The organism is Robertmurraya sp. FSL W8-0741 (assembly GCF_038004005.1).
Classification (GTDB): domain Bacteria; phylum Bacillota; class Bacilli; order Bacillales; family Cytobacillaceae; genus Robertmurraya; species Robertmurraya siralis.
This window is the reverse complement of record NZ_JBBOQG010000001.1, coordinates 3693537-3710013: the sequence shown is the minus strand read 5'-3', so window position 1 is coordinate 3710013 and position 16477 is coordinate 3693537. Positions and strand designations below refer to the sequence as shown.

The following is a 16477-nucleotide window of genomic DNA, read 5'->3' as shown; positions in this document are numbered from 1 at the left end:
TCCTAAATAAGAATGTATGTTCTTATAATAATTAAAAAGGAATAAGGTCCTTTTCTTTTTCTATCTCCCAATTTTCTAATAATTTCTGTTCAAAGAAAGTAGACTTGCTTCCACAATTAGGACAATACCTTGCATTACCATCAAGGATGGTTCCACATTCCCATTGAATCTCACCGTTCCATTCTTCTACATTAGTACATTTATTTACTACGTTGACTCCGCAAATCTTACAATGTGCACCGTTATAATTTAATTCTTCGTTCCCACACTGAGGACATGCTAAAGCTCGTCCGTTAGCATCCACATCATAACCATTATATTTCACGTTGTTAATCCCCCTATAAGTATAAAATGTTTTAGTTATTTTTTGATTTCTACATATCGGGCAAAAGGAAGGGTCAGTAAAGATAAAGTAACTTCTACAATCGCCACAGTAATGATTGTTTTTCATTTTATATATAAAGTTAGAAAACATTTTTTCAAGTGTAGAATTAAAAGTGTATCCATATCCCATTCTTTGGCCAGTATTCAAAAATGAAATGACATTACTTGCTGCTTCCTCTGACATTTCACAAATGTTTTGAATATCGAATATTTCAACTTTTCCTAACTTGATAATAACTGTTGGTGGTGCTAACAGCTCCCTTGCGAAACAATTAGCCTCTTTCTCGAAAATTTCATACTCACTATCGCTTAAAGAGCTTCTGCCTAAAGTGGCTCTATTAGAAATTTCATTATGTTTTAACATGAAGTGACCAAGTTCATGGGCTATTGTCCAGCGAATTCTCCCTTTGTTCTCCACTTGATCGTTATAGAGTATTAAATATTGACCTGTTGTTTTTTTATAATAGCAACAACCTTCATCACTATTAGCAAATTCACAAACTTCTTGTAAAGTCATACCTTGATTCTTAGCGAACCAAGTATATTTTTTAATTCGTAGATTCGGAAAATGTTTCGAAAGTTTTTTTACTTTTACAGGAAGTTCTCGTACATTATTAATTTGTAATAACGTATGAGCTGCTCTTTCTGCTTTCGAATAATTAGGCTTAAAGGTCATCATCGTCATCATCTTCATCCTTGCTAAATGCATCATCAAATGTTGCTTCTAAAATTCTTAGAGCTTTTTTTCTATTATTTGGTGTTAAATTGCGAGCGAATCGTTCAATCTTGCGAAAATCATCATCGGTAATCTCGTCATCGTTATCTAAATGAGGATTATTGGTTCTACCTAAAAGGTAATCAGTAGATGTGTTAAAATAATCAGCTATTTTTTGTAGTTTATCAGCTCCTGGAGTTTGTGTTTTTAATCGATATAAGGTGTTTTTGGAATAACCCAAAGCATTTTCTAGTTCATTAATTGAAATTTTTCTCTCATTGCAAAGTTTTTTTATCCTCGTAAACGTTGTCATATCAACCATCCTTAAGAGCCAGTCGAAATTAATTAAACTTTTTGTATAAAATAAGTTGACTATTTTATGCTTATAGTTTAATATTACAGACATAAGCTATTTGATTAGCAAAAAAGACAATAAAAAATACAACCTATGTAAATACATTTTTGACGCTGGGGAGCAAAAAAATGTTAAATTACAGGCTTTTAAAGTCTTATTTAGCTATGCTTATATATTAAACTATTCGCATAAAACAGTCAATGTTTTTTCGCTAATCATTTAGCTTTTTTCTTGTCGAATACTAAAGAAAGGAGATTAGATTATGTCGGAAGATTTAAGTGTTAAAGTTCGTTCGGAGCTTTATAAAAAGAAGTTGAAACACAAAGATTTGGCTGAAATGTTGGGTATTTCCGGAGCGTATTTGTCTGACATTCTTAGTGGTAAAAGAAATGGTGTGAAAGCTCAAGAACATATCAAGCATATAAAGAAAATTTTAGGTATATGAGGGGGTTAATTAATGAACCAACTAGTAATTATGCATAATCAACAAGCTGTAACAAGTTCTTTACAAGTAGCTGAAACCTTTGAAAAGCAACATAAACACGTTTTACGAGATATTGATGAATTCAAAAAAGATGTGCCCAATTTTGGACTGATGTTCTTCGAAACAACCGAACCTGATAGTTACGGTCGTGAACGGAGAGTGTACTTCATGAATCGAGATGGATTCACATTACTGGCAATGGGCTTTACTGGAAACAAGGCACTTCAATTCAAGCTGAAATATATTGAAGCCTTTAACGCAATGGAAAAAAAGCTAATCGCACCACAACCAAATTACACTCTTCCACAAAACTTCAAAGAAGCATTACTCATGCTTGCAGAAGCTGTGGATGAAAATGAACAACTGAAATTCGAAATCGAAAGTAACAAAGAAAAAGTGATTTTAGCAAATGCCATAACCACAAGTGATGAAGGCCTCCTTATAGAAGCTGCAGCAAAATACATGAGGCAAAACGGTGTGAATATCGGGCGTGACCGACTATTTAAATGGCTTAGAAATAAGGGATACCTTGTTAATAGACAAGGAAGAGAATGGAATATGCCTACACAAAAATCATTAAATCAAGGATTAATGAAAATCCATTGCCATCTTTATTACGATTCAGAAGGCGAACTTAAAACTAGCCGTCAAGTAGTCGTGACCGGTAAAGGCCTAATGTATTTCATTAATAAATTTCTCCATGATGGTCAATTGAAATTGAGTTTATAGGATGTGATTTCAATGAAGGATGCTCCAAAGCATATTAAAGAAAAAATCCTAATGTTCTTCTTAAAAACAAGCGTCCCGAGGATTATCGAAGCAGAACGCAAAGCAAAAAAGTTAGAAACTAGTAAACCAAAGCGCTATTAACATTTGGGTAAATTGTGATGTGTGTCCAGAACATGCAGAACAAATAAAAGCAAAATTATCTAAAGCCTAGCAGGCTTTCCTTCTTACCCACTTGGCGAAATTTGATGAACGATTTTAGTTCTAAAACTTGAAGGGAGGTGAAGATAGTGAGACCGTGCGAAATCATTAACTCCATACCTGAAAATATTAAATCTCTACTCAGCGAAAAAGAACTATTAAGTTTAGCTATCGGAATGACTGATAAAAATAGAGTTTTTCTAATAAACGGACCGCAAGGACCTACAGGGAAAACAACACTTGCTAAATGGCTAAGAAAACAAGGATATAAGGTTTATGAAGAATTTGAAATGCAACGAATTGAGTTAAATAAAAAACTCACCTGATACCACCATATCAAGTGAGCTGCCTTCATTACTTCAATAGTTTAATAGATTTCTCTGAAACGTTAAAGATCCAGTTAAGTGCAGTTTTATCTTTTACTTTATAGCCGCACTTTAACATAGCACCTTTGAAAGCACCATTACCAATATAAAACCCACCATTACTTTCAAAGATGTGTTTTAGTCCATATGATGTACGACGTTCATTAAATGATTTGATTGGTTCAAAATTCGACTCAATCCATTTAATCAACTGTTGTTGCTCCCCTGGGGTTAGGTAATCAAAAGCCTCAGGCTGATTGTGGATATCTTGAGCTGTTTCTACCATAATATACACCTCCTCTTACAGAGGATTATACCAAATGAAGGGTGGTGAGTACGTTGAAAATCAAAGTTAGAGATTGGCTTAATTTATCTTTGCAAGACCGCATTATTATTTTGCAACAAGCATCAAAAAAGAAAGGGTGATCTTATGAGCAAGAGAGAAAAAATGGAAGCATTAATTGAGCGATACCAAAAGCAGGGAATAAAAATTGGTTGGTGCAGGAGGTTACTTAGTTAATGACAACAGTAACATTACGTTGTCCAAAGTGTAAACGCAGCTTTCAGGTATTAGAGGATGAACAATTTGACCACGGATGTCCACATTGTGGTTATGGTGAGCAAAAAGAATAGCCCGATGCGCCAACATCGGACCATAAAGTTATTTTAATTTCATTTTCAGTTTAAACAGTAATTAAGAATAAATCAACAGGGGAGGATAAAATGCCTTGGTTTGAAGCAAAAGATCGCACTGTTCATAGCCCTGTAAATCCAAAGTTGGAGCCATTTTATAAGCTACTTGAACAATACGAAAAAACTTTAAGTGGTAGCAATCTTTATGAGGATTTAGTTGAAACATATGAATACTTAGATCAGGTTTTTAAGGAGGAAAAATAATGAATGCATTACAGCAAACTGAATTAATGGATGTGGAAGAAATCCAGTCGCAGGACAAGCCTTTTGAAATTACTGATTTAGAGAGTCTTAATTGGGCATTTAGAAAACTTTCTGCTCTTAAGTCAAAGGAGAAGGAAATTAAGCAAGTGGCAGATGTGGAAAGAGAACGTATTGCTGAATGGGAACGTGGAGAGCTATCCACAATCTCTAACAGTCTTGAATTCTTTGAAAATATGATTGCTGTTTATCATGCTAAGCAATTAGAGCAGGATCCTAAAGCTAAGACAATTTCTACTCCATATGGAAAAAGTAAAACTCGTAGGTCTGGTGAAGCACCGGAAAAAGCCGATGAAGAACAAATCCTTCAATATGTCATCGAAAATGAAATGGATGAATTTATCAAGAATAGCGTGAAATGGGGGGACCTTAAGAAGTCTCTCAAGATTGTGGAAATTAGCGGTGAAAAGGTAGTAATAAGTCAAGATGGACAGATAGTACCTGGAGTCTCGGTAAAACCTGAAACAATCACTTTTAGCGTCGAGGTGGATTGATTAATGCCGAAACCATTAAATTTAGTCGGAAAAACCTTTGGTAAACTGACTGTTATTAATAAATCTGACAATAATAAATTCGGAAAAACAACATGGTTATGTAAATGTAGTTGCGGTTCTGAAAAAGTCATTATTGGATCGGCTTTAAAAAATGGGATTACAAAAAGTTGTGGTTGTTTAAAGAGAGAGGTTCTCACCGAAAGAAATTTCAAGCACGGAAAATCTTATAAAAGAATTTATACAACTTGGCAAAATATGAAAAGTAGATGCGGTAATCCAAATAGACAAGACTATAAAAATTATGGCGGTAGGGGTATATCAGTATGTGAAGAATGGTTAAACGATTTTGAGTCATTCTTCAACTGGAGCATTGATAACGGGTATAAAGACCATTTAACAATTGACCGTATAAACAATGATATGGGATATTCACCAAACAATTGCAGATGGACAACCCAAAAAGAACAAATGAGGAATTTTAGAAACAATATCTATATCGATATAAACGGAGAGCAATTAACAATGACAGCAATTGCAGAAAAATACAACGTGAGTAGGGAAGCTGTTAGAGAACGATACAAGAAGGGGATAAGAGGTATGGATTTAATAAAAGGACTTAAAAAAACTGGTGTGACGGTTAAGCCTGAGTCGATCTCCTATAGTGTGGAGGTCTAAACTATGGCACAACAATTTGATTTCAGCACTCAAAGTGCTACAGAGATTCAAAAGGATGGCAAAACATATTTACTTTATGCCAATCCTGGAATGGGTAAGACACATACACTGCGTCATTTGCCAGGAAAAACGTTAGTCCTTGATATTGACCGCACTTCTCAAGTCCTAAAAGGTGAAGAAAACATCGACATCATTTATGTAGATAACCAAAACACTTGGGATTACTGGGAAGCTTTACTGACCCACCTTAAAGAAACGAAAGGTAAATATAACAATATCGCGGTAGATAACGTTTCGGAATTAGAACGTTGCTTATTATCACATTTAGGATTTATTGGTCGTAATCAAGGAGTTCCGTCACAGGGGGATTATCAGAAAATGCAATTTCGAGTAGTAAATAGTTTCCGTTGGATGAAAAATCTAGCTGATCGGATTGTGTTTACAGCTTGGGAAACAACTGACCTTTATACATCATCAGAAGGCCAACAATATAACCGTTCATATCCACAGATCAATGCAAAGATTTTAAATAACGTACTTGGTTTATGTGATGTAGTTGGTCGCTTGATGATTAATCAAGAAGGTGAGAGGGGGTTTGTTTTAGAGGGAACGAACAGTATTTATGCAAAGAATCAATTAGATAGCAGAAAAGGTTGCAAGCAAGAAGAAGTATTCTTATCATCCACAAAATAATTTAGGGGGAAATAAATAATGTCATTTTTTAAATTTGATGAAGAAAACGCAAGTGCAGGGTTTGAGTTAGTAGCAGAAGGTAAGTATGAGGCGGTAATCGTTAATGCAGAACCACGTAAAACACAGGCAGGCAAACCAATGATGAATGTGGATTTTGAAATTCGTAGTGATGTTCCACAGAACCACCAAGGAGCTAAGGTGCTCTATAACACATTTACCTTTGAACATGAGGTATCAGTTAGGATCGTCAATTCATTATTAAAAGCATGCGGATTTCCAAATGGTCACCAATTTAAGGATCCGGAAGACATGGCAAAGCAACTTATCAATAAAAATCTCAAAATCACTGTTAAGCATGAAGAATATGAAAAAGTAGTTGATGGTGAAAAGCAAAAGCGTACAGCTGCTAAAGCAAAATACTATGATGTATCCGATGTGAACCCAATATCACAAGGTGGAATCACTATCTCAGATGATGATATTCCATTCTGATCAGTAATTAACTTAATAGAGAAGTTGGTTTTTGGCTGGCTTCTCTTTTTTATACACAAATTTAAGGATAAAGCTTCATAGGAGGGCGAAATGAAAGAAAATCCATACAATTTCAACGAAATCCCTGCCGAATTAAAAGCCCTTCCTCAATGGATTTTGTGGAAATCAGAAAAGCGTAATGGTAAGCCCACTAAAGTACCGTATCAGCCTAATGGGGAAATGGCTCAAGCTAATAATCGTAGAACTTGGAGCACTTTTGCAACAGCCGTTAAGTTTTATCTCCAAGGTGAGTATGACGGCATAGGGTTTGTTTTTAGCAGACAAGACAACTACATCGGAATTGATATTGATAAATGCGTAAACAATGAAAAACCGAATGCATTTGCCACGGAAATTATTGACACTTTAGATAGTTACACAGAGTTTTCACCTAGCGGAAAAGGCATCCACATCATTATCAAAGGCAATCTTCCGCAAGGTGTTGTTGGTACAGGTCGAAAAAGCACTAAGCACGGACTAGAAATCTATTCATATGGCCGTTACTTCACCTTTACTGGAAATCGAGAAAATTCAAATGAAATTTATGATCGCACGGATGAACTAGCCGAAGTGTTTGAAACTTATTTCGACGACAGCGATATACAGGGCCGCATTAATTTAGCAGAGTTCGAAAAAGACGAAATCAAAATTTCAAACGATTCTCTTTGGGAAAAGATGTTTCGCAGCAAGAACGGTGACGAAATTCGAAGTTTGTATAACGGAAATCTAATTAATGATGATCATTCAGCGAGTGATTTGGCTTTATGTAATCATCTAGCTTTTTGGACAGGAAATTCCGCAACTAGAATGGATACCATGTTTAGGGAATCCAATCTTATGCGTGATAAATGGGACGTCATTCATTTCCGAGATACCAATGAAACATACGGAGAGAGAACAATTGCGACTGCTATTGCTGCAACTTCAACAACGATTTTGGACAACAAGAAGCAATTCGAAGAATTCTCTTATGATTTTCATTTTGGTGATACTTCAGAAGAAGTTGTGGAGGAAAAGCCGAAAAAGAAATTCCGCTTAACTGAATTGGGGAACGCTGAGAGGATCGCACACGAATACGGCCATGTTATCAAATATGTTTCTGAAATGGGTTGGTTGATATGGGACGGAAAACGGTGGAAGTTAGACACCAAAAAGGAAATTGAACGAATTACAGCTAAAGTCCTTCGCGGTCTATACAAGTCAGAAGATGAATCAGAGACCAAATGGGCTAGAATGTGCGAACGTCGTAATATCCGAATGAACAGCATTAAGGACCTCATGCCATTGGTTCCAGGAGAACGTGAAGAGTTTGACCGACATAAATATTTATTTAATGTCGAAAATGGAATTATTGATTTAACAACAGGGAAATTACAGCCTCATGATAGAAATTTAGGGATCACCAAAATCACCAATATCTCTTTTGATGAAAACGCAAAATGTCCTGAATGGTTGAACTTTTTAGACCAAATATTTCAAGGGGATAAAGAATTAATTGAATATATGCAAAGATTGATTGGGTACTCGCTCACTGGAGAGATTACAGAACAGATAATGGTTTTCTTAATCGGTGGAGGTTCAAATGGTAAATCAACTTTCATTAATACGATTAAGGATCTCATGGGCGAATACGGCAAGCAAGCCAAGTCAGATACATTTATCAAGAAAAAAGAGACAGGTGCCAATAACGATATTGCTAGATTGGTAGGTAGTCGTTTTGTTTCTGCCATTGAAAGTGAAGATGGTGAACAACTTTCAGAGGCTTTTGTAAAACAGATAACAGGAGGGGAACCAGTTCTCGCTCGTTTCCTTCGACAAGAGTATTTTGAGTTCATCCCTGAATTTAAAGTGTTTTTTACAACCAACCATAAGCCAGTAATCAAAGGGGTAGACGAAGGGATTTGGAGACGTATTCGATTGGTTCCGTTCAATCTTCAACTGCCAAAAGAAAAACGTGATAAAAAGCTTCCTGAAAAATTATCTCTTGAAATGCCTGGTATCTTGAATTGGGCGATTGAAGGTTGCTTGAAGTGGCAGCAGTCGGGACTAAACGATCCAGCAGTCGTTATGAAAGCAACTGGGGATTACAAAGAGGAAATGGATATTCTTGGACCGTTCATGTTCGAATGTTGTTTTAAACGTGAAGATGTTCAGATTGAAGCAAAAGAATTATATGAAGTCTATTCCAATTGGTGTTTCAAAAATGGTGAGCACCAGTTAAAGAATCGAGCGTTTTATCGAATTTTAGAATCTCAAGGACTAAGAAGAGAACGAGGCAGTAGAAATAAGTATTTCATCAAGGGTGTTACTTTAATAGAACGAAAAAATACTTTTTCTCAACAAAAGTTACTGAATTTAGAAGAAAATAGCGAAAGTGTTACTAAAAATAACACATTTAAATTCTCTTAAAAGCCTTATGTATCAAGGGTTTAAAATACTTTATCTTTTATATTTGTTACTTTTGTTACTAAAAATATATATAAACAAAAAAATATATATATAAGTATTCTATTAGGAGCGTTAATACTCAAAATAGGTAACAAAAAGTAACACTTGCTTTCAATCCCTTGTGGCTCTAAGGCTCAAAGGTGTTACTTTTTAGTAACACATGATAATTTTAAGCTGTTTTCAGTAACAATTTAAGTAGTTTTGGATAATCGAGGTGATAGATTTTGCAAGTTTTAATGATTCTCAGCCAAATTTGGAAATCAGGCGCAAATATTTATTTGGATGAAACAGATAATCGAATTGCGATTAAGAATCAGAATTTGATTCCTAAAGAAGTGATGCAAGTTGCTGAACAAAATTTCCAAGCAATCGATGAATGGTTTAAGTCTTGGAAGGGTGCTAATGCTGAAAAAACTACGCTCATGAAAATGGTTCATCAAATCTGTGGATGGCAAGATAATGAGAAATTAAAGGAATGGATGTGCACTGATACAGTGTCACTTGAATTATTCATAGATTGGTTGAATCTCCTAGCTAGGAACGGTTGGAAAGATGTCTACGAAGATTATCGACAATACGAAAATGAAGAATCAAATAAAATGGCTCATGAATTATACATCCGTGCGGTTACATATGCCAAGAAAGGAGCATGAGAATGAGAGAAATAAAGTTTCGTGCAGTCCATAAAGAAGCTAAAGGAATGGCTAATTGGAATTTAGTAAAAACAATGCAAATGCACCGACTAGAAGATGATGGTTTTATCTTTATGCAGTTTACAGAGTTACTCGACAAGTATGGTAAAGAGATTTATGAAGGGGATATCGTTCTTTACGACAGGAATGTACATCCAAGTATAGATAAACTTCATTATGTTGTCGAATGGAGAACAAATGGATATGTGTTAAATGGTTACCACAATGACTTTGATAACTTTGATAGTGAAATGCTTGAAGTTGTCGGTAACATCTACGAAAACCCTGAGTTACTGGAGGGGAAGAAATGATTAGAGAAGCATGGGTATTGCAACTAAAACCGGAAGTCGCTATAGAGCAATATGAAGGCAAGACCTTGTTTCTAACAGATGATGATGAAATTGATTTTTTAACAGAGAACCTTCAGAAAGCAGAATTAATCTTCGACAAAGAGGGAGAAATTGAACGACAAAAGGCTCACGAAAAAATTATTACTGATAGGTACGGTCTCGATTCTGTTTGTAATTTTGGTTATACAAATATCAGTAAGAACTTTGAATGGGTTCCAGTAGAGGTGGAGGTAAAAGAATGATTTCTTATCATTACACCGATACAGAATTAAACAAAATCCTTAAAACACTAACTATTGTCATCGATACTCGAGAGCAAGTGAATGGTCACATACTTGAATATCTACGACAAAAGGAAGTTCCAGTAAAAATTCAAAAATTGGATACTGGAGACTATGGCTGCATGATTCCTAAAAATGAAGAACTTGGTATCTCTCGAGATATCTATTTAAGTAGTCGAGTGGAACGGAAAGCACATATCGATGAAATTACAGGGAATCTACAAAAAGATACGGCAACGGCATTTGAAAATGAATTAATTCGCTCAAAGGACATTCCATTTACATTAATTGTGGAAGACCTACATGGCTATGAAAAAATGCTAAAAGGTCAATATCGTTCTAAGTATAATGCTAAGGCATTACTTGGTCGGCTTAATACATTCAAAGCAAAATACAATTTTGAAATTGTATATGTAGACCAAAAATACAGCGGTAATTGGATATATCATCATTTTTATTATCAGGCAAAACACTATTTAAGAACGGGGTTATTTTGATGGAACAAAATTTATTAAATATATCCAAACATAATGTTTCGGATAAAGCATTAGAAACGTTGAAAGAAGTCATGTATCAGCAAGATGATTTTGGGATTGGGAAATACGGTGTATCTCTGGACCACTCTCATAACTATGATTGGTTAAAAATGCTTCAAGAGGAACTAGCCGATGGTCTTAAATATCTTGAATGTGAACGTCAAAGAAAATCATACATCATTCAAATTTTAGAATCTGGGTTAAGAACGAACAACCCTAAAGAATACATCGAGATTGCTCTTGAACTCTTGAATGTAGAGGGTACAGGAAAATGAACAAACTTCAAGATATTAAAAAGGACTTAGATAATGGTTGTTTTTCTCGTGAGCATATCAAATGGCTAATTAAAACAGTCGAACATCAAAAAGAAGTCATTCGGAATCTCCAGGAGAAAACTCGCTTTAGTAATTACATGAAAATTGCTAATGAAAATCTTGCTCTGGAAGAAGCGTTACAAAGAACAAGAGAGCAACGTGATTTTTATAAACAAGCCTACAATTTATCCAAAACTAGGAGTTGATCACATGGCTGACAATGTTATGACTAATCAACTCAAGAAAAAATTAGTTTTAGCAAGATTAATAGAAAAAGGGGTTACACATTCTCAGCAAGGTACTCCAATCCATGAGTGTGATTATGAGGAACTAAAGTATGAATTAGTCTTATCGGCTTATAGAGAAATTGATATTGAAAAGGAGGCTAACAAATGGTTCTGAAAACTAAGGAAGGGATATCTAATATCAAAACAGTTCCCAATTGTCCAAGGTGTAACACCGTTGGGAATGTCATTAATTACAGAAAATCATTTGTGAAGCTTGAATGTCCAAAATGTAAGACAAGATGGCAAACTCTATCCTGCACATGCAGGAAGTGCGGGAAGCCTAATGGATATGCTACCGAGGGAATATGCGGAACGTGTTACTCGCATTGGTATAAGTCATGAGTAAGAAAAATCCACTTCTCAAGAAAAAATTTGACGAAGGTTATCAGGCTGGATTTCTCACTGGAACTAAGAACGGATATGAACAGGGTAAATATTCAGCAACCATGTATTTCGCTTCGCGTTTTGAAGGTTTACAAGATGTTAAAGGCATCGGACCTAAAACAATGGAGATTATCGTGAACCATTTCGGTGCTGAGTATTTTAAGAAGGTGAATGAATGAGGAATTTAACACTAGGACAACTCTATGACCTTGCGAGATATTCGAAATATCGTTATGAAGCATTACTAGAATTGGATCGGAGGATATATCGATGAAAATTAATGAACTATGTCAAGAAGCCTACGAAACAGCTAAATCAAAGGGTTGGCATGATGAAGAAAGGGAAACAGGTACTTTGCTTGCTTTGATTCATAGTGAAGTGAGCGAAGCATTAGAAGCAGATAGAAAAGGAGATTCTGAGAATTTTATAGAGGAATTAGCCGATGTTTGTATTCGTATATTTGACCTTTGCGGCTCCAAGAATCTTGATTTAGAAACAGCTATAAACAAGAAAATGTTAAAGAATAAAGGGCGTTCATTTAAGCACGGCGGTAAAGCTTACTAATTTAATTTAAGGGAGAAGATATTATGGCAAAAGTACAACTTAATCAAAAGGAACAACATTACGCAGATACTCGGGATGAAGCAGAAGAAATCGTTTCAGCTGCTAAAGAAAATGATCATCTTCAAATGCACAAAATCACAGAGAAATATAACAAGTACGGTCAGTATTTCTTAATCGATTTAACATATGCTTTTCAAACTCCTAAAGAAGTTATGGAGAGTCGTCCACAAGATGTTCCAGAAGGACAAATGAGTATTGATGATACTCACGAAGGTATTGAGTATTCTGTGGATGGCAGTGGGAATGTTTCGGTTTCAGATAGTCAAGTTACACGTGAGGAAAATGAAGAGGAAGAAGAACAGCCACATATTCAGAGGGTCAAATAATGGCTAAGAGTAAAAAGCAAAAACGACGGTTGAGCAAATCACTTGCTCGCCGTCGTAAGGAAACCGATAAGGAACGATTAGATAAAGCTTGGAGAAATATTTTTGTTAAGGCTGAGATATTGAAAGATTGATTTACTGGATTTGTATTAAGTTTACTAGGTTAGGAGGTGGCGATGTGGCCATACCGAGAATTTTGCATTATCCAGGTAGCAAGTGGAGCATGTCCGATTGGATTATTAGTCATTTTCCCGAACATCAAACATATCTTGAGCCTTTCTTCGGTTCTGGTGCGGTGCTCTTCTCGAAGAAAAGGAGTCAGCTGGAAACGGTCAATGATTTAGACGGTGAAGTTGTTAATCTTTTTCGCATTATTCGAGAACGTCCCGATGAGCTTGCTAGAGCAATTATTCTTACTCCACATAGTCGTGAGGAATATTATCAAAGTTACCTCGATGCAGAAGATGATCTAGAACGTGCAAGAAGGTTGATTGTTCGATTGTGGCAGGGACGTGGAGGAAAGACATCACATAGAACTGGTTGGCGCAGCATGATTGAAATGAATGGGCCATTACCAGGTAAAGAGTGGTTGAAGTTTCCTGAAAAGATTTCCGCAGTAGCTGAACGGCTTATCGGAGTTCAAATTGAGAATCAGCCAGCTGTCGAATTGATTAAAAGATACTCGAGGCAGAGTGTTTTGATATACGCAGATCCACCGTATATTTTAGCAACTCGAACTACTTCAAGTTACAAACATGAAATGTCTGAGGATGATCATGAGGAACTTCTTGCAACTTTAGAAGAACATCCAGGGCCAGTAATCTTGTCAGGCTATTCCCATCCTTTATACGATGAACGACTCAAACATTGGAGAAGGGAAACCAAAAGGGCAAAGGCAGAAGCTGGAGCAATTCGTGAAGAAGTCCTCTGGATTAATCCTTATGCTGCAGAGTACGGAGTTTATCAAGAGTCACTATTTTAGGGGTGAGAATATGTGCTGGGTTGAAATAAACAAAGGAGATCCAAGAGCACTTGCATTAGCAGATCGACATTACACTAGGCAGAAACCAGGCACTAACCAATTTTGCCGCCCAGGTAAAAACTTAGTGCTCTTATCAAAAGATGAGAAAGCTTTGTGGGTTACATGGGAAGGTATTCGTGATGATGGCTTTGAAGCATGGGAATGTACGTTGTTTAGGAATGAAGGGAATTTTCTTTCTTCACATCTTATAGTACTTGCATTAGGTGTAACGGCAGCTAAATGGGGTGAACCTCCAAAGGATGGAATTATCACTTATGTTGGAAAGCATTTAAAGGGTGGAACTTTTCATGCAGCAGGATTTAAGAAAATTGGTGAAAGCAAAAAGCGTGGTCTTCCCTTATTGCAGCTAACGAAGGAAAGGATGCCACCACCATTGCAGCCTGCTGATGTTAGTTTGTTTGAACATGAAATGCTAATTTTTTAAGTTTACTAGAAAGGAGGGAAACCATGCAGCAGTTAGATTTATTTCGGGAGATTATAGTCGATAACTTCGCGGGTGGGGGCGGTGCCTCCACTGGGATCGAAATGGCCACAGGTTTATCAGTCGATATAGCAATAAATCATGATCCTGCTGCTATTGCGATGCATAAAGCTAACCATCCGGATACCGAGCATTATTGTGAGTCGGTTTGGGATGTGGACCCTGTTAAGGCAGTCAAAGGGAGAAAAGTCGGGCTTGCTTGGTTCAGCCCTGATTGTAAACATTTTTCAAAGGCTAAGGGTGGAAAGCCAGTTGAAAAGAAAATAAGAGGGCTTGCTTGGATCGCAGTTAAGTGGGCAATTGCAGTTAGGCCTCGAGTGATTATGTTAGAGAATGTGGAAGAATTCAAGACATGGGGACCATTGAATGAAGATGGTTATCCAGATGAAATGCAAAAAGGGAAAACATTCAACTCATTTGTGAAGGCTCTTGAATCATTAGGGTACCAGGTAGAGTTTAAAGAATTAAGAGCTTGCGATTATGGTACTCCAACCATACGTAAAAGGTTTTTCATGGTCGCCCGGTGCGATGGTAAAGAAATTAAATGGCCCGACCCAACACATGGAGACCCGAATAGTTTAGCAGTTAAAGCAGGGAAGCTTAAGCCATGGAGAACGGCATCAGAAATAATAGATTGGAATATCGGCACTCCTTCCATCTTTGATCGAAAAAAGCCTTTGGCTGAAAATACCTTAAGAAGAATTGCTCGAGGAATAGGTAAATTCGTGATTAATAATTCAAATCCTTTTATTGCTCCAGTAAATGCAGTTTCGTTTATGGCAAAACATTACGGTGGCAATTATACGGGTGCAGGAACTGATTTAAGGGAGCCATTATCCACAATCACTACAAAGGATCATCATGCCCTAGTTACTGCTTTTCTTGCGCAATATTACACTGAGACAAATCCGAACGAGGTTAGAGGACAGTCGTTAGAAGAGCCTGTTTATACTATTCCAACTGCAAATAGATTTGGTCTGGTTACTGCATATATTGCCCAGCATTATAAAAGCTCGCTTGGCCATGAACTAAGTCAACCTCTAGGAGCTATAACAACCGTAAACAAAGCAAGCCTTGTACAAGCCTTTTTGCTTAAATATTACGGGTCCGATGTAGGTCAAAGTGTTGGGGAGCCTTTGCACACAGTAACCACTCGTGACAGGTTCGGATTGGTTACTATTAAAGGACAAAATTATCAAATAGTGGACATTGGCATGAGGATGCTCCAACCACATGAACTATATGCAGCACAGGGATTTCCGAGCAATTACATCATTGACAGGGACCACGAGGGCAACCCTTATCCGAAAACAGCTCAAGTAGCCAGATGTGGCAATGCGGTACCGCCTCCATTTGCTGAAGCGCTGGTAAGAGCAAACTTGCCTGAGTATTGCGTGCAACATAATCGGTACAAGCCAGCTGTTTCTTATTAAACACAAGAGTAAAAATGATTCGCAGTAGGAGGAAAAGAAAATGTTAGAACAAATAAAAAGTCGTGGTGGATTACGAATCAACGAAAAAGGCTACACCGAAACGGATATTTCGGTGGAAGAAATTCAATGGATGATTAATACTATTGACCGATATACGAAGGCGTTGAAATTCTATGCTTTAAAAGCTAATTACAGTTTTTCACCAATTGACGATAATATCCCCGTTGTAAATAAAGACGGTGGGAAAATTGCAAGAAAAGAATTGAATCTTTGATGTACAATCCGAATAATTAACGAAACAAAATTTTCTATTAATTAAGGAGGAAGATAAGTTAGCAGTAAGTTAACTAAATAAGCAGACTGTTTCGTAATTGAAAGAAAATGTGACACAAAGGAAGTGATAAAAGTTGGCAACTGTTATAAAAGACAAGATTGTTAAGATTCGCAAAAAACAGCAATGTTGGGGATGTGCTGAAACATTTAAAAAAGGAACGCATTTAAGGTCAGTAACAGCAACCGATGGTGGAGATATAGGCACATCTTATTGGTGTCGAATATGTGATGTCACTTATCAAGAAAATGCAGATTATAACGATGATGGAATTGGGTTAGGCGAATGTAAAGAATGGGATTCTTGGCATGACAATGAAAGATTACTACCAAGAACTTACTGAACTATTCGAGATAATAGCGAAACTTAATGAT

At 36.5% G+C, this 16477-nt stretch carries 29 protein-coding genes; 26 read left to right on the top strand and 3 right to left on the bottom strand.

Annotated elements, in window-relative coordinates:
* Nucleotides 1–31 precede the first annotated feature (31 nt).
* Both NST02_RS18035 and NST02_RS18030 read right to left on the bottom strand, forming a co-directional pair.
* Nucleotides 32–1072, bottom strand: a complete 1041-nt coding sequence (locus NST02_RS18035) for an ImmA/IrrE family metallo-endopeptidase (RefSeq protein ID WP_340949422.1) — start codon at nucleotides 1070–1072, stop codon at nucleotides 32–34.
* On the bottom strand, nucleotides 1050–1412 hold the full coding sequence (locus tag NST02_RS18030; RefSeq protein ID WP_340949421.1) for a helix-turn-helix domain-containing protein: 363 nt from the start codon (nucleotides 1410–1412) through the stop codon (nucleotides 1050–1052). Before NST02_RS18030 ends, NST02_RS18035 begins: the two co-directional genes overlap by 23 nt.
* A gap of 304 nt (nucleotides 1413–1716) precedes the next feature.
* Here NST02_RS18030 and NST02_RS18025 point away from each other — a divergent pair, with 304 nt between their 5' ends.
* From NST02_RS18025 to NST02_RS18010, 4 genes are all read left to right on the top strand, one after another.
* Nucleotides 1717–1899: a helix-turn-helix transcriptional regulator gene (locus NST02_RS18025; RefSeq protein ID WP_340949420.1), complete on the top strand. Its 183-nt coding sequence runs from the start codon at nucleotides 1717–1719 to the stop codon at nucleotides 1897–1899.
* Between the two features lie 12 nt (nucleotides 1900–1911).
* Nucleotides 1912–2667: a Rha family transcriptional regulator gene (locus tag NST02_RS18020; protein ID WP_340949419.1), complete on the top strand. Its 756-nt coding sequence runs from the start codon at nucleotides 1912–1914 to the stop codon at nucleotides 2665–2667.
* 12 nt (nucleotides 2668–2679) lie between these two features.
* Nucleotides 2680–2808, top strand: a complete 129-nt coding sequence (locus NST02_RS18015; protein ID WP_340949418.1) for a hypothetical protein — start codon at nucleotides 2680–2682, stop codon at nucleotides 2806–2808.
* A 146-nt stretch (nucleotides 2809–2954) separates the two neighbouring features.
* On the top strand, nucleotides 2955–3191 hold the full coding sequence (locus NST02_RS18010) for a hypothetical protein (RefSeq protein ID WP_340949417.1): 237 nt from the start codon (nucleotides 2955–2957) through the stop codon (nucleotides 3189–3191).
* Between the two features lie 28 nt (nucleotides 3192–3219).
* On the opposite strand, the gene NST02_RS18005 is transcribed toward NST02_RS18010, so the two are convergent.
* The gene (locus NST02_RS18005) at nucleotides 3220–3516 is read right to left on the bottom strand and encodes a hypothetical protein (protein WP_340949416.1); all 297 of its coding nucleotides are present in this window, start codon (nucleotides 3514–3516) and stop codon (nucleotides 3220–3222) included.
* Between the two features lie 437 nt (nucleotides 3517–3953).
* Here NST02_RS18005 and NST02_RS18000 point away from each other — a divergent pair, with 437 nt between their 5' ends.
* From NST02_RS18000 to NST02_RS17895, 22 genes are all read left to right on the top strand, one after another.
* Entirely contained in the window at nucleotides 3954–4127 is a 174-nt protein-coding gene (locus NST02_RS18000; RefSeq protein WP_340949415.1) for a hypothetical protein, read from the top strand.
* Nucleotides 4127–4678, top strand: coding sequence for a host-nuclease inhibitor Gam family protein (locus NST02_RS17995; RefSeq protein ID WP_340949414.1), 552 nt, complete (start codon nucleotides 4127–4129; stop codon nucleotides 4676–4678). Before NST02_RS18000 ends, NST02_RS17995 begins: the two co-directional genes overlap by 1 nt.
* Nucleotides 4679–4681: 3 nt before the next feature.
* The gene (locus NST02_RS17990; RefSeq protein WP_340949413.1) at nucleotides 4682–5353 is read left to right on the top strand and encodes a hypothetical protein; all 672 of its coding nucleotides are present in this window, start codon (nucleotides 4682–4684) and stop codon (nucleotides 5351–5353) included.
* 3 nt (nucleotides 5354–5356) lie between these two features.
* A complete protein-coding gene (locus NST02_RS17985; RefSeq protein WP_340949412.1) occupies nucleotides 5357–6046 on the top strand; it encodes an AAA family ATPase in 690 nt (229 codons plus the stop codon).
* An 18-nt stretch (nucleotides 6047–6064) separates the two neighbouring features.
* The gene (locus tag NST02_RS17980; protein ID WP_340949410.1) at nucleotides 6065–6538 is read left to right on the top strand and encodes a DUF669 domain-containing protein; all 474 of its coding nucleotides are present in this window, start codon (nucleotides 6065–6067) and stop codon (nucleotides 6536–6538) included.
* Nucleotides 6539–6628: 90 nt separating this feature from the next.
* Nucleotides 6629–8986, top strand: a complete 2358-nt coding sequence (locus NST02_RS17975; RefSeq protein ID WP_340949409.1) for a phage/plasmid primase, P4 family — start codon at nucleotides 6629–6631, stop codon at nucleotides 8984–8986.
* Nucleotides 8987–9249: 263 nt separating this feature from the next.
* Complete coding sequence (locus tag NST02_RS17970) at nucleotides 9250–9678, top strand: hypothetical protein (RefSeq protein WP_340949408.1); 429 nt, start codon at nucleotides 9250–9252, stop codon at nucleotides 9676–9678.
* Nucleotides 9679–9680: 2 nt separating this feature from the next.
* Entirely contained in the window at nucleotides 9681–10028 is a 348-nt protein-coding gene (locus tag NST02_RS17965; protein WP_340949406.1) for a YopX family protein, read from the top strand.
* On the top strand, nucleotides 10025–10309 hold the full coding sequence (locus NST02_RS17960) for a hypothetical protein (RefSeq protein WP_340949403.1): 285 nt from the start codon (nucleotides 10025–10027) through the stop codon (nucleotides 10307–10309). The genes NST02_RS17965 and NST02_RS17960 overlap by 4 nt, the downstream gene beginning before the upstream one ends.
* Nucleotides 10306–10845 carry an ERCC4 domain-containing protein gene (locus NST02_RS17955; RefSeq protein ID WP_340949402.1) on the top strand — a complete coding sequence of 180 codons (540 nt, stop codon included), beginning with the start codon at nucleotides 10306–10308 and terminating at the stop codon, nucleotides 10843–10845. Before NST02_RS17960 ends, NST02_RS17955 begins: the two co-directional genes overlap by 4 nt.
* The gene (locus tag NST02_RS17950; protein ID WP_340949401.1) at nucleotides 10845–11159 is read left to right on the top strand and encodes a hypothetical protein; all 315 of its coding nucleotides are present in this window, start codon (nucleotides 10845–10847) and stop codon (nucleotides 11157–11159) included. The genes NST02_RS17955 and NST02_RS17950 overlap by 1 nt, the downstream gene beginning before the upstream one ends.
* Nucleotides 11156–11404 (top strand): hypothetical protein, encoded by a 249-nt coding sequence (locus NST02_RS17945; protein WP_340949400.1) that lies wholly within the window; start codon nucleotides 11156–11158, stop codon nucleotides 11402–11404. Before NST02_RS17950 ends, NST02_RS17945 begins: the two co-directional genes overlap by 4 nt.
* Before the next feature lie 4 nt (nucleotides 11405–11408).
* A complete protein-coding gene (locus NST02_RS17940) occupies nucleotides 11409–11600 on the top strand; it encodes a hypothetical protein (protein ID WP_340949399.1) in 192 nt (63 codons plus the stop codon).
* 223 nt (nucleotides 11601–11823) lie between these two features.
* Nucleotides 11824–12048 carry a hypothetical protein gene (locus NST02_RS17935; protein ID WP_340949398.1) on the top strand — a complete coding sequence of 75 codons (225 nt, stop codon included), beginning with the start codon at nucleotides 11824–11826 and terminating at the stop codon, nucleotides 12046–12048.
* A gap of 91 nt (nucleotides 12049–12139) precedes the next feature.
* A complete protein-coding gene (locus NST02_RS17930) occupies nucleotides 12140–12433 on the top strand; it encodes a MazG nucleotide pyrophosphohydrolase domain-containing protein (protein WP_340949397.1) in 294 nt (97 codons plus the stop codon).
* Between the two features lie 23 nt (nucleotides 12434–12456).
* Nucleotides 12457–12819 (top strand): organic solvent tolerance protein OstA, encoded by a 363-nt coding sequence (locus tag NST02_RS17925; protein ID WP_340949396.1) that lies wholly within the window; start codon nucleotides 12457–12459, stop codon nucleotides 12817–12819.
* On the top strand, nucleotides 12819–12950 hold the full coding sequence (locus NST02_RS17920) for a DUF3983 domain-containing protein (RefSeq protein WP_340949395.1): 132 nt from the start codon (nucleotides 12819–12821) through the stop codon (nucleotides 12948–12950). The genes NST02_RS17925 and NST02_RS17920 overlap by 1 nt, the downstream gene beginning before the upstream one ends.
* 44 nt (nucleotides 12951–12994) lie before the next feature.
* Nucleotides 12995–13798, top strand: coding sequence for a DNA adenine methylase (locus tag NST02_RS17915; protein WP_340949394.1), 804 nt, complete (start codon nucleotides 12995–12997; stop codon nucleotides 13796–13798).
* Nucleotides 13799–13808: 10 nt separating this feature from the next.
* Nucleotides 13809–14282, top strand: coding sequence for a hypothetical protein (locus NST02_RS17910; protein ID WP_340949393.1), 474 nt, complete (start codon nucleotides 13809–13811; stop codon nucleotides 14280–14282).
* 23 nt (nucleotides 14283–14305) lie between these two features.
* Nucleotides 14306–15772: a DNA cytosine methyltransferase gene (locus tag NST02_RS17905; RefSeq protein ID WP_340949392.1), complete on the top strand. Its 1467-nt coding sequence runs from the start codon at nucleotides 14306–14308 to the stop codon at nucleotides 15770–15772.
* Between the two features lie 40 nt (nucleotides 15773–15812).
* Nucleotides 15813–16046: a hypothetical protein gene (locus NST02_RS17900; RefSeq protein ID WP_340949391.1), complete on the top strand. Its 234-nt coding sequence runs from the start codon at nucleotides 15813–15815 to the stop codon at nucleotides 16044–16046.
* Between the two features lie 133 nt (nucleotides 16047–16179).
* Nucleotides 16180–16446 carry a hypothetical protein gene (locus NST02_RS17895; RefSeq protein ID WP_340949390.1) on the top strand — a complete coding sequence of 89 codons (267 nt, stop codon included), beginning with the start codon at nucleotides 16180–16182 and terminating at the stop codon, nucleotides 16444–16446.
* Nucleotides 16447–16477 lie beyond the last annotated feature (31 nt).

Excerpts from the sequence above, each read along its gene's own strand:
- NST02_RS18035 (WP_340949422.1), bottom strand. The coding sequence starts at position 1,072 with ATGATGACGATGATGACCTTTAAGCCTAATTATTCGAAAGCAGAAAGA.
- NST02_RS17980 (WP_340949410.1), top strand. The coding sequence starts at position 6,065 with ATGTCATTTTTTAAATTTGATGAAGAAAACGCAAGTGCAGGGTTTGAG.
- NST02_RS17985 (WP_340949412.1), top strand. The coding sequence starts at position 5,357 with ATGGCACAACAATTTGATTTCAGCACTCAAAGTGCTACAGAGATTCAA.
- NST02_RS17955 (WP_340949402.1), top strand. The coding sequence starts at position 10,306 with ATGATTTCTTATCATTACACCGATACAGAATTAAACAAAATCCTTAAA.
- NST02_RS18000 (WP_340949415.1), top strand. The coding sequence starts at position 3,954 with ATGCCTTGGTTTGAAGCAAAAGATCGCACTGTTCATAGCCCTGTAAAT.
- NST02_RS17965 (WP_340949406.1), top strand. The coding sequence starts at position 9,681 with ATGAGAGAAATAAAGTTTCGTGCAGTCCATAAAGAAGCTAAAGGAATG.
- NST02_RS17990 (WP_340949413.1), top strand. The coding sequence starts at position 4,682 with ATGCCGAAACCATTAAATTTAGTCGGAAAAACCTTTGGTAAACTGACT.
- NST02_RS17905 (WP_340949392.1), top strand. The coding sequence starts at position 14,306 with ATGCAGCAGTTAGATTTATTTCGGGAGATTATAGTCGATAACTTCGCG.
- NST02_RS18020 (WP_340949419.1), top strand. The coding sequence starts at position 1,912 with ATGAACCAACTAGTAATTATGCATAATCAACAAGCTGTAACAAGTTCT.
- NST02_RS17930 (WP_340949397.1), top strand. The coding sequence starts at position 12,140 with ATGAAAATTAATGAACTATGTCAAGAAGCCTACGAAACAGCTAAATCA.
- NST02_RS17975 (WP_340949409.1), top strand. The coding sequence starts at position 6,629 with ATGAAAGAAAATCCATACAATTTCAACGAAATCCCTGCCGAATTAAAA.
- NST02_RS17995 (WP_340949414.1), top strand. The coding sequence starts at position 4,127 with ATGAATGCATTACAGCAAACTGAATTAATGGATGTGGAAGAAATCCAG.
- NST02_RS18005 (WP_340949416.1), bottom strand. The coding sequence starts at position 3,516 with ATGGTAGAAACAGCTCAAGATATCCACAATCAGCCTGAGGCTTTTGAT.
- NST02_RS17950 (WP_340949401.1), top strand. The coding sequence starts at position 10,845 with ATGGAACAAAATTTATTAAATATATCCAAACATAATGTTTCGGATAAA.
- NST02_RS17935 (WP_340949398.1), top strand. The coding sequence starts at position 11,824 with ATGAGTAAGAAAAATCCACTTCTCAAGAAAAAATTTGACGAAGGTTAT.
- NST02_RS17920 (WP_340949395.1), top strand. The coding sequence starts at position 12,819 with ATGGCTAAGAGTAAAAAGCAAAAACGACGGTTGAGCAAATCACTTGCT.
- NST02_RS18015 (WP_340949418.1), top strand. The coding sequence starts at position 2,680 with ATGAAGGATGCTCCAAAGCATATTAAAGAAAAAATCCTAATGTTCTTC.
- NST02_RS17945 (WP_340949400.1), top strand. The coding sequence starts at position 11,156 with ATGAACAAACTTCAAGATATTAAAAAGGACTTAGATAATGGTTGTTTT.
- NST02_RS17900 (WP_340949391.1), top strand. The coding sequence starts at position 15,813 with ATGTTAGAACAAATAAAAAGTCGTGGTGGATTACGAATCAACGAAAAA.
- NST02_RS17960 (WP_340949403.1), top strand. The coding sequence starts at position 10,025 with ATGATTAGAGAAGCATGGGTATTGCAACTAAAACCGGAAGTCGCTATA.
- NST02_RS18025 (WP_340949420.1), top strand. The coding sequence starts at position 1,717 with ATGTCGGAAGATTTAAGTGTTAAAGTTCGTTCGGAGCTTTATAAAAAG.
- NST02_RS17940 (WP_340949399.1), top strand. The coding sequence starts at position 11,409 with ATGGCTGACAATGTTATGACTAATCAACTCAAGAAAAAATTAGTTTTA.
- NST02_RS17925 (WP_340949396.1), top strand. The coding sequence starts at position 12,457 with ATGGCAAAAGTACAACTTAATCAAAAGGAACAACATTACGCAGATACT.
- NST02_RS17910 (WP_340949393.1), top strand. The coding sequence starts at position 13,809 with ATGTGCTGGGTTGAAATAAACAAAGGAGATCCAAGAGCACTTGCATTA.
- NST02_RS18030 (WP_340949421.1), bottom strand. The coding sequence starts at position 1,412 with ATGACAACGTTTACGAGGATAAAAAAACTTTGCAATGAGAGAAAAATT.